This is a genomic window from Bacteroides fluxus YIT 12057 (genome assembly GCF_000195635.1).
In the GTDB taxonomy this organism is placed as follows: Bacteria; Bacteroidota; Bacteroidia; order Bacteroidales; family Bacteroidaceae; genus Bacteroides; species Bacteroides fluxus.
The window spans coordinates 45,810-59,676 of record NZ_GL882687.1; the positions used below are offsets into that span (position 1 = coordinate 45,810).

The window sequence follows — 13,867 nt, forward strand, 5'->3', positions numbered from 1 at the left end:
TGTTGGCCGAACTCTGTTTTTGTCTAATTAATGTCTTGATTTGTCTGTTTACGTTGTCTGTAGGCCCGTAAGTGCAGTTTTGAGGGGGCGCTTGTTGTCTTAAGATGTCTAAAAGAGTATATTTGCCTAATAAATCAAATATATGCAAAAAATCATGAAAAGCATCTTCTTTTTGCTTCTCTGCTTTGGATGGCTGCAAGCAGTTGCCATCCCTCATTCCTATTACCATTGCAAGCAGATTTCTATAGAACATGGTTTGCCCACTTCGATTACCTCCTTGTGCCGGGATTCGGAAAACTCGCTTTGGATAGGCACTAAATTGGGGATTTACCGGATGAAAGGAGAAAAGCTGGAGAAGTACGAGTTGCCTTATCAGTTGCGGCAGCGCACTCATTACATTGTTCGCATCTGTAGAGGTCCGGAACAGCGCATTTGGGTTGCTACCCTGCAAGGGCTCTGCTATTATGATGCGCAAGCCGACTCGTTGAAAGTGTTGACTTGCCGCGGAGAATTGGTAAAATCAGACATGATCTTGTCTGACGGCCGGCAGGTGGTGATACCTCAGCGTGACGGCCTGCTGGTGTATGACGGGCAGATGCGTTTTTCCCATTCCATCGCGTTGGACATGGGCGGAAAGTCCATAGTCCATGCCTTGCCTTTTGACGGAGAACGATGGCTCGTTATAGGCACGGATTCGCGCCTGCAGTTGTTGAGCCTGAAGGACGGCAGGTTGTTTCCCTCCCCTTTCCCGGATTCGTTGAGCGCCTATTGCGCATTCCGTGACAAGCAGGGACGCTTTTGGTTTTCCTGTTATGGCGAGGGAGTGAAATGCTATTCGGCGGAAGGGCGGCTGTTGCAGGAATACAACACGCGTAATTCATCGCTGAGCAACGACATTGTACTTGATATCTCAGAATGGAACGGGGCCGTTTGGATGGCTACGGATGGCGGTGGAGTCAATATCGTCTATCCGGACACCCGCGAAGTACAGGTGCTTTCGGAGGAGCAGAACCGTTCCTTTCTGGGCAATTCCGTTACTTCACTTTGCCCGGCGGGCAACCATATCTGGGTGGGTACGGTGCGTGAGGGGGTGCTGTGCGTCGAAAAAAGCTCCATCACTACCTATACCCAGAGGAAGGAGCATCCGTGGGCGGAATTGTCGAATAAATGCCCGCTTTGCTTGTGGGAAGATGCCGACGGCATCCTTTGGATAGGCACTGACGGTGGAGGTCTTAACCGCCTGGATCCTCAGACGGAACAATTTACCCATTATCCAGCCACCGCAGGAGAGAAGATTGTTTCCATCTGTCCCTTTTCTTCGGGCTTGCTGTTGGTATCCAGTTTTACCAAGGGGCTCTACTTGTTCGATAAGCGGACCGGTTCTTACCGTCCGTTCTTGCTGCCGGACCCTGCGGTGCAGCACCGCATCAGTCTCTCGTCCGCCCCTGTCAATCTGCGGCTTACCCCGCAGGGGGAAATTGAGCTTTACGGCAATAGCGTTTACCGTTATCAGCCTAAAACACACCGCCTGATACCTGTTTATCCCAATATTCCGAACCTGCACAGTTCCTGGGTTTACATGGGAGAGTATCGTTCTCGTTCTGTATTCAACGACCGTTTCAATGTTTTTCAATATGATAAGGAAAAACAGCAATATGAATTTCTCTGGCATAAACCGGGAGAGCATTTGCTGGCGACTGCCATTGACTCGGTAGGCTATCTGTGGGTTACTACCGCCAACGGGGTCACACGCACTTCCATCTCCTCCGGCCATACGGAAAAGTTCCGGCTGCCCGGTAAAGGAAATGTCATCACTTCAATGGTCGTTGACAATGGAGGAACGGTATGGATGGGCTCCTCGGAAGGAGTCTATGCGTATCATCCCGAGAAACGCAAGTTTATCCTTTATGACGAGATGGACGGTGTGTTGCCCAACGATTTCCTTTCCAAGCCGGTGCTTGTGTCGAAAGATGGTAATGTGTATATGGGGGGAACCAGAGGACTGCTGAGGGTCAATATGGCGATGGATCCGTCAGATTCGCGTCAGCCTGTATCCCTGTCGCTTCACGAGGCACTTCTTGACAGGCGGAGGATACCGGTCGGTTCCGGTGGAGAGGTGAGCATCCCTTATAACTTCTCCTCTTTCCAGGTGAGGGTTTTTATTGAGAATGGCAATATGTTGCGCAAGCACATCTACCGTTTCCGAATCAAGGGAGTCACGCAAGGATATGTGGAAACTTCACGTCCGTACTATACGTTGCTTACTCTTGCCCCCGGAAACTACACCCTTACGGCTCAATGTACGGAGAAGGGAGGTGAGTGGAGTGATGAGTTTCCGCTGCTTCGCTTTACTGTCTTGCCGCCTTGGTGGTTGCAAAACTGGTTTCTGATACTTTGTTCGCTTTTCTTTATCAGTGTAATCGTTTATGCCGCTTATCTGTACGACCGGCGCATGCGGCGCAAGTATTCTGAGCAGGAGTGCGCTAACTACAAAGAGAAAGTCAAGGCGCTGGTCAACATCAACTATGAGTTGCGCACTCCGCTTACGTTGATTTATGCTCCGCTGAAACAGCTGGCGGACAACAAGCTGATTCCTTTTGAATTGCGGACGAGACTCTATCATGTGTTGAAACAGACCCGCCGGATGAGAAACACCATTGACATGATTCTCCACATGCGCAAGATGGAGGTGGAAAAGAACATCCTCCGTATGTCTCCCGCCCGTTTCAACGAATGGTTGCAGGGCATTGTCGATGGGTTCAAGGATGAGTTTGCCTTGCAGCAAATGAAGATCGAGACCAATCTCGACGAACGCATAGGGGAAATGTATTTTGACTTGAACCAATGTGAGATCATTCTCAACAATCTGTTGGAGAATGCTTATAAATTCAGCAAGGAACATACTACCGTGACTGTCTCCACCAGCCTTGATGAAGATTCGAACATGGTCCGTGTCTATGTGGAGGACCAAGGAATAGGATTGCGGCAGGAAGACTTTGGCCGTCTGTTCAACCGGTTTTATCAGGGCAAACACGGCCTGTATGGCACAGGTATTGGCCTTTCCTATACAAAACAACTGGTGGAAATGCACGGAGGGGTTGTCGGGGCTAAAAACAATGCAGTGCAGGGGGCCACTTTCTTTTTTACCTTGCCCTACCGTCGGGAGGCTGCCAGCATAGAAGCGATGTCAAAAGACTATTTGAATACCTTTGATATAAAATTGCTGCACGACAAGAATGAAAGGGAGGAAATGCTTCCGAAGGTTTCCGAGAAGTTCCATTCTATCCTTCTGGTGGAAAGTGACCATGAACTGTGCGATTACCTCACCTGTAACCTGCAGGCTTCTTTCGAGCATGTCTATAAGGCACACGACGGGGTGGAAGCCTTGCCGCTGCTTACTTCGCATCTGCCTCAGATAGTGTTGAGCAACATCAGAATGCCGCGTATGGATGGTCTTGAGCTTTGCCGTTACATGAAGCAGAAGGCTGAACTGAACTGTATTCCTGTGGTGGTGCTCACTTCGTGCGTGGACGATACGATTATGGAGGAAGCCTATAAGATAGGTGTAGAGGCTTATATAACGAAGCCTTTCGACATGGATTTGCTGTTGGTGCAGTTGCAGAACATCCTCCATAACCATAATGCCATAAAGAAACGTTATGCTCCGGTTGCTATGCCGTTGGCGGTGCCCGGTGAGCAGAAGTATCCGGATGAGCAGTTTTTGCTTCAGTTTAACCGGATTGTCAGCCAGCACATTGGCAATACGGAGCTGGATGTGACTTTTATTGCCTGTCAGTTGGGCATGAGCCGGGCCGCACTTTACAACAAGACTAAGAACATTCTGCAAGGAGGCATCAGTGAATATATCACGAAGTGCCGTTTGGAACAAGCTGCCCGGTTGCTGGCCACTACTGCACTTCCCGTTGCTGAGGTTGCCGAGAAGACCGGCTTCAGGCATGCCCGCAACTTCAGCACCTTGTTCAAGGGCAGTTATGGCATGAGTCCCACGGAATACAGGAAGAAACATCATGATTCTTTTATCTTTCCGGCGACGGATATATAGGTGAAACTCGCGGAAGGATAAGCAGGAATGCGCGTTTGCCTTGTCTGTTTTATCATTTGCCTTTAGGTAAAACTTCGTCCCACGTACCTGGGCTCTCCGGCACACGTACGTAAACCGGCGGGCCCACGTGCCTGTGCCGGAGAGCCCAGGTACGTGGGATAAAGTTTTGCATTAGGCATCAGGACATTATGTATAAGGCTTTCCGGTATTCAGTATTAGGCAGAGGGATAAAAAACAACCGTATCCCAAGGCTCGGATCTATATATCCGGTGGCTTGAGCAACGAGGCATATCCGAACGAAGAACGGGGCTTGCTGTGAAAAACGGGTGATATTCCGATAGCCATGGTTGAATATCGCTTAAAATCAGCGTTAATAAATGTTATTACGGTATACTTGCTGTGCGGGCGGATGAATACTCGGAAGAGATTGATAAATAGGGATTTATGCTTTAATAAGAGAGGGAATTCGTGCCCGGAAGCGTGCTGGCAAACCATTTGCCGTCACTTGCCTACACGGTTGCCATCACTCCGCAAATGCCGATGAACAGGGAGGTGCAGAGCTGTGGTGACGGAGTGCTGGCAAAATGTGTTGCAACTCGCTGTATGTCGAATATCAAACAGGGCTTGCTGCGTTCGTAGTTGGGAAACGAGTTTCTTCTTATCTCACTTAATCAGAATTTTGCATTATCTTTGCAACCGGAAAATACATTTAGAATCATGAATATAGAACAAAAACTGGTAACGTCCGTCATTAGCGGACTGAAGGCATTGTACGGGCAAGACGTTCCTGCCGCACAAGTACAGTTACAGAAAACCAAGAAAGAATTTGAAGGACATCTTACGCTGGTGGTTTTTCCTTTCCTGCGGATGTCCAAGAAAGGTCCCGAACAGACCGCACAGGAGATTGGTGAATATTTGCTGGCAAATGAGCCGTCAGTATCAGCTTTTAATGTCATCAAGGGATTCCTGAATCTTACGATTGCTTCTTCTGCTTGGATTGAATTGCTGAATGGCATTCATGCTGACAAGCAATATGGAATTGTGGCTGCTACTGATAATTCTCCGTTGGTAATGATTGAATATTCTTCTCCCAACACCAATAAGCCGCTTCACTTGGGGCATGTCCGCAACAACCTGTTGGGCAATGCGCTGGCAAATATCGTTGCTGCCAACGGTAACCGGGTGGTGAAGACCAATATCGTCAATGACCGTGGTATCCACATCTGCAAGTCTATGCTGGCATGGCAGAAGTATGGCAATGGTGAGACTCCCGAAACTTCCGGCAAGAAGGGCGACCACTTGATCGGCGATTATTATGTGGCTTTCGACAAGCACTACAAGGCCGAAGTGAAGGAGTTGATGGCGAAGTTCCAGCGTGAAGGTCTGAACGAGGAAGAAGCCAAAGCCAAGGCGGAAGCGGAATCTCCTTTGATGAAAGAGGCCCGTGAGATGCTCGTGAAATGGGAAGCCAATGATCCTGAAGTGCGTGCCCTTTGGAAGAAAATGAACGACTGGGTATATGCCGGTTTTGATGAGACCTACAGGATGATGGGGGTTACTTTCGACAAGATCTACTATGAGTCAAATACTTACCTTGAAGGCAAGGAGAAAGTGATGGAAGGTTTGGAGAAAGGTTTCTTCTACCGGAAAGAGGATGGTTCCGTATGGGCCGACTTGACCGGGGAGGGACTGGATCACAAGCTGTTGCTGCGTGCCGACGGCACTTCCGTTTATATGACCCAGGATATCGGTACCGCCAAATTGCGTTTTGCCGATTATCCCATCGACAAGATGATTTATGTAGTGGGTAACGAACAGAACTATCACTTCCAGGTGCTTTCCATTTTGCTCGACAAGTTGGGTTTTGAATGGGGCAAGGGGCTGGTACATTTCTCTTACGGTATGGTAGAGCTTCCCGAAGGTAAGATGAAGAGCCGTGAAGGTACAGTCGTGGATGCCGATGACTTGATGGCGGAAATGATCGAGACTGCCAAAGAAACTTCCAATGAACTGGGAAAATTGGACGGACTGACCAAGGAGGAAGCCGACAATATTGCCCGTATCGTAGGTCTGGGTGCCTTGAAATACTTCATATTGAAGGTAGATGCCCGTAAGAACATGACTTTCAATCCGAAAGAGTCCATTGATTTCAACGGCAATACGGGGCCGTTTATCCAATATACATACGCACGTATCCAGTCTGTTCTCCGTAAGGCCAAGGAGGCAGGTATCGTAATCCCTGCACAGATTCCGGCAAATATTGAACTGAGCGAGAAAGAGGAAGGGTTGATTCAGATGGTCGCTGACTTTGCTGCCGTAGTGAAACAGGCCGGTGAAGATTACAGTCCTTCCGTCATTGCCAACTATACATACGACTTGGTGAAGGAATACAATCAGTTCTACCACGACTTCAGCATTCTGCGCGAGGAGAATGAAGCAGTGAAGGTGTTCCGCCTTGCTTTGTCTGAGAATGTAGCCAAAGTGGTGCGGTTGGGTATGGGGCTGCTTGGCATTGAGGTGCCTGACAGAATGTAACAGAATACCGTATATCCTCAAACAAGAGGGGCTGCCTGGTAAAAGGCAGCCCCTCTTTAGTTACGGGATATCATGGAATGTTACTTCTTGGCTGTGGTTTTGGTTGTGGAGGCTTTTGTTTTCTTGGAAGTTGCGGCCTTGGACGTCTTGGTTGTTCTGGCAGCGGCTCTTGTGCCTCTCTTTGGCTTGTTGGCTTCCTTTTCACTCTGGAGCTTGACAATCTCCAGACAGGCTGTCAGGCTCAGATCCTGGGGCACGATGTCCTTGGGGATTTTATAATTGCCGCCTTTGTAAGCAATGTACGGGCCGTAGCGTCCGTTTATAATCTCCAGGTCGGGTTCTTCCTCAAATTTCTTGAGATGCCGTTTGGCTTCTTCTTCTTGTTTCTGTTGCAGCAGGACTACCGCCTCTTCAAGAGTGACCGTCATCGGGTCCATGGTCTTGGGCAGTGAGACGTAGGTGCGGTTATACAGAATATACGGACCGAAACGTCCGGCGCCTATGGTCACCATTTTGTCCTCATATTCGCCGAGGTTGCGGGGAAGTTTGAATAGTTCCAACGCTTCCTCCAAGGTGATGGTTTCAAGGGACATATCTTTGCCCAGCTGTGCGAAACGGGGTTTTTCTTCGTCTTCGCTGGTTCCTATTTGCGCCACCGGACCGAAACGGCCTATTTTGACGGACACCTGTTTGCCGGTAGCGGGTTCTGTTCCTAAAATACGTTCGCCTGCCTTATGGGCATTCTTGGCTGCGAGGGTACTTTCTACCGAGGGATGGAAGTGGTCGTAGAATGTCCGCAGGATATCTGTCCATTGCTTGTCGCCTTCTGCGATTTCGTCAAACTGCTTCTCGACGTTGGCGGTGAAGTTATAGTCGAGGATATTCGGGAAATATTCTATCAGGAAGTCATTGACTACCATACCGGTGTCGGTAGGCAGCAGTTTGGACTTCTCGGCTCCGGTGATCTCGGTACGGGCCGTATCTGTGATTTGATCGTCTTTCAAGGTCAGTACATCGTATGTACGCTCTTCACCCGGTTTCTCGCCTTTCACGACATATTCACGCTGCTGGATGGTGGAGATGGTAGGGGCGTAGGTAGAAGGACGTCCGATACCCAGTTCTTCCAGTTTGCGTACAAGGCTTGCTTCGGTGTAGCGGGGAGGATGTTGGGTGAAACGTTCGGTGGCAGTGATGTCCGCATACTGCAGCTCCTGTCCTTTTGCCAAAGGAGGAAGCAGATGGGCTTCATCTTCCTGCATTTCTACATCATCGTCGTATGATTCGCGGTAAACACGGAGGAATCCGTCGAACTTCACGACTTCTCCGGTTGCCGTGAATGTATCCGGTGCGTTACTGATGCTGATGCTTACCGTTGTTTTTTCCACTTCGGCATCTGCCATCTGCGAAGCGATGGTACGTTTCCAGATTAAATCATATAATTTCCTTTCCTGTGCGGTTCCCTCTATCTTGGCATTTTCCATGTAGGTGGGGCGGATAGCCTCGTGGGCTTCCTGCGCTCCTTTGGTCTTGGTGGCAAAATGGCGCGGGAATACATAGCGTTCGCCCATCAGGTGGGTGATGGCTTCCTTACTGCCGTTCACGGCATATTCGGAGAGGTTTACAGAGTCGGTACGCATGTAGGTGATGTTTCCCGATTCATACAGGTGTTGTGCCACCATCATGGTCTGCGCTACCGTAAAGCCTAATTTACGGGCAGCCTCTTGCTGCAGGGTGGAAGTTGTAAATGGAGCCGCAGGAGTCTTTTTCAGCGGACGGGTATTGATGTCGTTGATGGTGAAAGTGGAGGATTTGCAGCTTTCCAGGAATTTCTGTGCTTCCGCTTTGGTCTTGATGCGGCGTGCCAGTTCCGCCTTCATCTCTATCAGCTTCCCGTCGGCATCGGGAACCAGGAAGATGGCAGTGACCCGGTATGCGGCTTCTGTCCGGAAAGCGTGTATTTCGCGTTCGCGCTCCACAATGAGGCGTACGGCAACGGACTGCACACGTCCCGCTGAAAGTGCGGGCTTTACCTTTTTCCACAATACGGGGGAAAGTTCAAAACCTACGATACGGTCCAGAATGCGTCGTGCCTGTTGGGCGTCAACCAGGTTAATGTCAATGTTACGCGGATTTTCGATTGCTTTCAGGATAGCGCCTTTGGTGATTTCGTGAAAAACGATACGTTTGGTCTGTTCCGGTTTGAGTTTCAACACTTCGTATAGGTGCCAGGCAATAGCCTCTCCTTCGCGGTCCTCATCGGAAGCCAGCCATACGGTTTCTGCTTTTTCAGCTTCCTCCTTCAGTTGGGTTACAATTTTCTTTTTATCTACAGGTATTTCGTAGTGCGGTTTAAAGTCGTCTTCAATATCAATGCTGAATTGTTTTTTCTTTAAGTCGCGTATATGCCCGTAGCTGGAAAGGACCTTAAAGTCCTTTCCCAGGAATTTTTCTATCGTTTTTGCTTTTGCCGGTGACTCGACAATGACTAGGTTTTTCTGCATAATTTTCTGTTTTATAAGTGACTCCCGCCACTGAATTGACCGCAAAAGTAGGAAAAAAATTAGAAACGGAAGCTTACACCGCCTACAAAATTGATGCCTTCAGTGGGGTATCCCCAATAATATCGGTACTCTTTGTTCAACAAATTGTTTGCCTGCGCATATACGGAAATGCCTTTGAAGATTTCATAACTGCCGCCTAAGTAAAGGTTGCTCACAGGGTCGGTTTTCATTCCTTCCGCCTTTTCGCGGGAGATATGCTGATAGCCCAGGTTTACCAGTACCGTGGGAACCGGGCGTACGTCTATACGGAAGTTTCCTTCAAAAGCGGGCTTATAGGCAAGTACCGTCCCTTTCTCCCGGCCTTCTTTTCCGGAAGTGTCCCAGTCCCGGTAAATGCCGGAGGCTGTGAAAGCGATGATGTTTTTATAGGCATAGCTGATTTCGGCGCCTGCATATACATCGCTCATGTTCTGCTGACCTATTCTGAGCATCTGGAAACGGCCTGTTTCTGTGAATTCAGATTCGTCAGGCGAGAAATACAGTTCGTTCTTCAAGTCTTGGTAGCCTCCGTAAATGTTGAACCATAATCCGTCAATGGGGCTGGCTTTGAATCCCAAGGCGGCATTCAGCTGCTCGTACGTGGCATCCGGTTGGGGAGCAACCTGTCCGTACGGGCAAAACTCACCGATACGGCGGAAATCATTCTGCCGTTTGCCTCCCTTTGCCTGGGCATATAATATGTAACTGTCGGAGAAGTTGTATTGGGCCGTTACGTCCGGAGAGACGCGGAACTTCTTACCGAAATTCAATGCCATATCCACGTTTGCCCCGACGCGTATTTTCCACTCTTCGCTTTCATAACGGTAGTGGGGGTTCAGATGGACGGAGGTGTAGTCTTCGAAGCCGTTATTCTTATAGAATGCATTGTCCATGGCAAATCCGATTCCTATGAACTGTTCTTCCGAGATGGCTCCCGACACTTCTGCCTTGGTACGTACAATGCCCTCTTTGGAGTCTTGTGTGCCGAAATCATATTGGCGTTCGTAGAACAGGAGGTTGGTTTCTGCCTTGAACTGCAAAGGCAGGCTGCTGTCTGTAGATTTCACGCCGAAGTGTACGTCACCGGATGTGAACTTTTGTTTGACTCCTGCCGGAGCATCCAGGAAATTGAAGTTGCTCAAATCGAAATTGCCCGCTACATTCAGGTCGATCTTCTTGAATGAGTGTATGTAATCCATTCCGGCATGACTGCGGTAGTAGTAAGATTTCCAGTCATCCTTGCTCTCCGGCAAGTCCAGCTTGCCATTCATGCCGTTCATGTGGAAGGTGAGGTTCAGACGGTCACTGTTGGGCAAGGTGAACAGGTAGTTGGCACGTGCGTCCAGATTGCCATAGTTGCCGTACCCCAGGCGGGCATAGCCCGGTGACGCTTTCTGTTGTGTCTCCTTTCCGGTATAGGCCTGCATCGTGACGGCCGGTATCTCTCCGGCAGGCATCAGGGTGGCGTCATATTCTACTTCCTTCTTGCTGACGGCGGGCAGTTCCACCTTGGGCAATACGTTGACCTTCGAGGCATCCATGATGTCCGGGTTGTATTCCTGTTCCACGACGACCGTACGGTTCATCGTAGAGTCTTTGGCTTGCTGTTGAGCTTGTGCTCCTAAAGGGAGGGCGACAAGCGCCGTTCCTGCGAGGATATATTGTATCTTTTTCATAATGATCTATTGTTTATTTCAACTTTTCCAGTCTCTCGTTAATCATGCCTTCGATATCGTCGTCTGCCTGGTAATTTTGTTGCAGGCTTAACAGATATTGGCGTGCGTCGAGTTTCTTGTCCATAGCCACATATACATCGGACAAAAGGACAAAGCTTCGCGCCAGCCAATAAGCGTGCGGAGTGCTCTGGTCGATGAAGTTGAGAATTTCTTTTTCGGCAGCGGCATATTCATGTGCATTGTAGAGTTGCTGTGCCACCAGATATTTGGCTTCTGCCCCGTAGAGGGTGCGGGTATCTTTGGCGAGCGACTTGAGGTCATCCATGGCTTTCTTGTCCGCTTTCTGGTTCAAATAGGCTTTGGCACGGTAGTAAAGGGCTTCATTGCGAAGTTCCGGAGACAGCTTGGCTTCCCCGAGGAGAGCGGTGGCGGCATGGATGGTTTCCGTATCCTCGTGCATCAAGGCAGCGCAGCGAAGCACACCGGTGGAGCCGAGTTGGCGGCGTTCGGCAGTGGTGGCTTTGGCCTGTAGCTTTTTGTAGTCGGCGATTGCCTGGTCGTATTGTCGGCGGTTGAACAGAATTTCCCCATGCATCAGCAAGGCCTCTTCCGAGTAGGGATTGTCGGGGTACTCCAATAATTTCCCGGCATGTTCAAGCACGGCTTCGTCATCCTTCTGTTCTTTGCCGATGACGCAGAGGTAATAATGTGCATTCAGGCTGAACGAACCGTTCGGGAAACTTTGCAGATAGCGGGTAAAGCTGTCTTTGGCAGGCATGGCTTCTCCTTTCATGTAAACTTTCTCCGCAGCGATATAGGTCAGGGAGTCCTGCTCGCTGGGTTCGAAACGGATTTCGCCCGGCATCTGTGCGGCGAGGGTCGCGAATTCATCCACACGGTTGGCATCCACATAGATGGACTTCAAGTCGCGCATGGCAAGGCGTGCTTCCTCGCTGCCCGGGTATTGAGTGACAACGTGCTTGTAGGCCTCGATGGCACGGTCGTAGTCATCGTTTTGGTAGTAGAGCAGGCCTATTTCGGCAGCGGCTTTTCGGCTGACGGGACTTTCGGGATACTTGTTCAGCAGTTCGCGGAAGGCGGCAATGGCCTGGCGGCTGTTGTTGCTTTGTACGTATGAGCGTCCCTTTTCATAAAGGGCGTTGATGGCGTATGGGGAATGGGGATATTTGCTTGCCAGACGGTCCAGCAAGGAAACTTTGCCGTTGTAGTCTTTCTGCAGGCCGGCTACCAATGCCAGTTGATAGAAAGAGTAATCACCTGCCGGTGTCCCTAAACTTTCTGCTTTCGTGTAGTATCGCTTGGCTTCGTCGAAACGGCGGACATGCAGGTTGCAGTCACCGATGCGGTTATAGGCATCCGCCAGGGCGGTAGGGTTCTCTCCTTTTTCCAGCTGGACGAAGTTGCGGAAACGGCTTTCTGCCGTAGCATAGTCCTTCTGGTGAAAAGCGATGTAGGCAAGGTTGTAATAGGCCAGTGCAAACATCTCCGTGTCTCTCTGCCGTGTAAGGGTCAGATAGTCATTGAAATGACGGGCGGCTTCCTGCATCCGGCCCAGGCGGTAGTAGGCCTCGCCGAGCCAGTAAAGGGCATCAGCCTTGGTCTGCAGGTTGTATTGCCCCAATGCGGTACTTTGGTTGAAATAGCCGATGGCCTGTTCGAACCGGGTATTGGCGAAAGATTGTGTGCCGAGCTGGAACAGGATTTTCTGCTTGGCTTCCAGGATGGCCTTGCTTGGGTGCGTGATGCGCTCGATGGATTTCAGAGCGGCATCATAGCTGCGTGTATTCATATAAACCTCCACCAGGTAATTGCTGACTTTGTCGGCGTACGGGGAGTTTGGGAATTCATTCAGAAACTTTTCGAAGACAGTTACCGATTCGCCGAAGGCGGAATAGGAGGTCTCATGGATGCATAATGCATAGTTGTAGGCAGCCTGCTCCTTTATCTTAAGGTCGGCGTTGCTGGCGGCAGCCTGTTCAAAAGCCATGCGTGCCTTGGTCTTGTCTGCCAGTTGCAGGTAAGCCAGTCCCATGTGCAGGTAGGCATTTTGTGAGAGTGCGTCGTTTCCCGTGGTCACTTCGCCGAGGATGTCCGGTACTTGGGAATAGACGCCGCATTGGTAGCAAGACATTCCCAACATATACAGCGCGTCTCTTCTATGGGTGGTTCCGGCATTGTTTTCCAAATATCTTTCGAAGGATTTCATCGCCTCGTGATATTTTCCGAAGTGGTATTCCGCCGTACCGAGTACACGGTACATCTCTCCTGTATGGGGCTGGCCGGGATAGGCGGACAAATAATTCTGTGCAACGATTTCCGCCTTGTCGTAGTTTTTCTTGATCAGATAGATTTCCGCGATGTAATAAGGTACCAACGCTTCATATTTGGTACAATCCTGCAAGGGAAGGAAACCGCTGAGGGCTTCGTCATACCGTCCTTGGGTATAGCGGATGTAAGAGAGGTAATAACTGCAGTCCGCCGCATACTTCTTGCCGGTGCTGCGCAGGGTCTCGAACCAGATGGCGGCTTCCTTTACATTGCCGGTTTTCAGGTAGCAGGTGGCCAGACGGTAGGTCATGTCATCCCGTTCTTCGGAACCTAAAAGATCAAGACGGGCGGAATTGAACATGGCCAGTGCATCGTCGTATTTCCCTTCAAAGAAATAGGCAGAGGCTATCAGTGCGTAAATGCGGTTGGCATGGGGGGTATCCGGATATTCGTCCAGAAAGTTCCTCAGCAGTTCTATGCTTTGGGGGACTCTGAGCTCGTATGCGGCACAAACCAGCATGTATTCGGCTTCCTGTCTTTCTCCGGTGGCGGACAACGGTTTCCCGTCGGCGTCCATCTGCTTGATAAAAGCTTGCAGCGGAGAGATGGCTGCGGAATATGCTTTCTGTTGGAACAGGCTTTGTCCTTCCTGATAGAGCCCCTGTGGGGAGGTATTCTTCTCGCTTGTCTGTGCAGTCGCGAGTAAAGGTGCGCAGCAAAGTGCCGTGCAAAGTATTCGGGAGATTTTATGTTTCATTTTCTAT

Annotated in this window: 6 protein-coding genes; 3 read left to right on the forward strand and 3 right to left on the reverse strand. The window is 49.9% G+C overall.

What is annotated here, in order from left to right; all coding sequences use genetic code 11:
• The first annotated feature begins 154 nt into the window (after positions 1–154).
• From HMPREF9446_RS13190 to argS, 3 genes are all read left to right on the forward strand, one after another.
• Positions 155–4,063, forward strand: a complete 3,909-nt coding sequence (locus HMPREF9446_RS13190) for a two-component regulator propeller domain-containing protein (protein WP_245532283.1) — start codon at positions 155–157, stop codon at positions 4,061–4,063.
• A gap of 468 nt (positions 4,064–4,531) precedes the next feature.
• Positions 4,532–4,702 (forward strand): hypothetical protein, encoded by a 171-nt coding sequence (locus HMPREF9446_RS18765; protein WP_157243330.1) that lies wholly within the window; start codon positions 4,532–4,534, stop codon positions 4,700–4,702.
• Positions 4,703–4,780: 78 nt separating this feature from the next.
• The gene (gene argS, locus HMPREF9446_RS13195) at positions 4,781–6,598 is read left to right on the forward strand and encodes an arginine--tRNA ligase (protein WP_009126192.1); all 1,818 of its coding nucleotides are present in this window, start codon (positions 4,781–4,783) and stop codon (positions 6,596–6,598) included.
• An 80-nt stretch (positions 6,599–6,678) separates the two neighbouring features.
• Here the strand turns inward: argS and topA are convergent, their stop codons facing one another.
• The 3 genes from topA to HMPREF9446_RS13210 are packed head-to-tail and all read right to left on the reverse strand — an operon-like array spanning position 6,679 to position 13,860.
• A complete protein-coding gene (gene topA / locus HMPREF9446_RS13200) occupies positions 6,679–9,099 on the reverse strand; it encodes a type I DNA topoisomerase (RefSeq protein ID WP_009126193.1) in 2,421 nt (806 codons plus the stop codon).
• 59 nt (positions 9,100–9,158) lie between these two features.
• The gene (locus tag HMPREF9446_RS13205) at positions 9,159–10,814 is read right to left on the reverse strand and encodes a TonB-dependent receptor (protein WP_009126194.1); all 1,656 of its coding nucleotides are present in this window, start codon (positions 10,812–10,814) and stop codon (positions 9,159–9,161) included.
• Positions 10,815–10,827: 13 nt separating this feature from the next.
• A complete protein-coding gene (locus HMPREF9446_RS13210) occupies positions 10,828–13,860 on the reverse strand; it encodes a tetratricopeptide repeat protein (protein ID WP_009126195.1) in 3,033 nt (1,010 codons plus the stop codon).
• Positions 13,861–13,867: the final 7 nt, after the last annotated feature.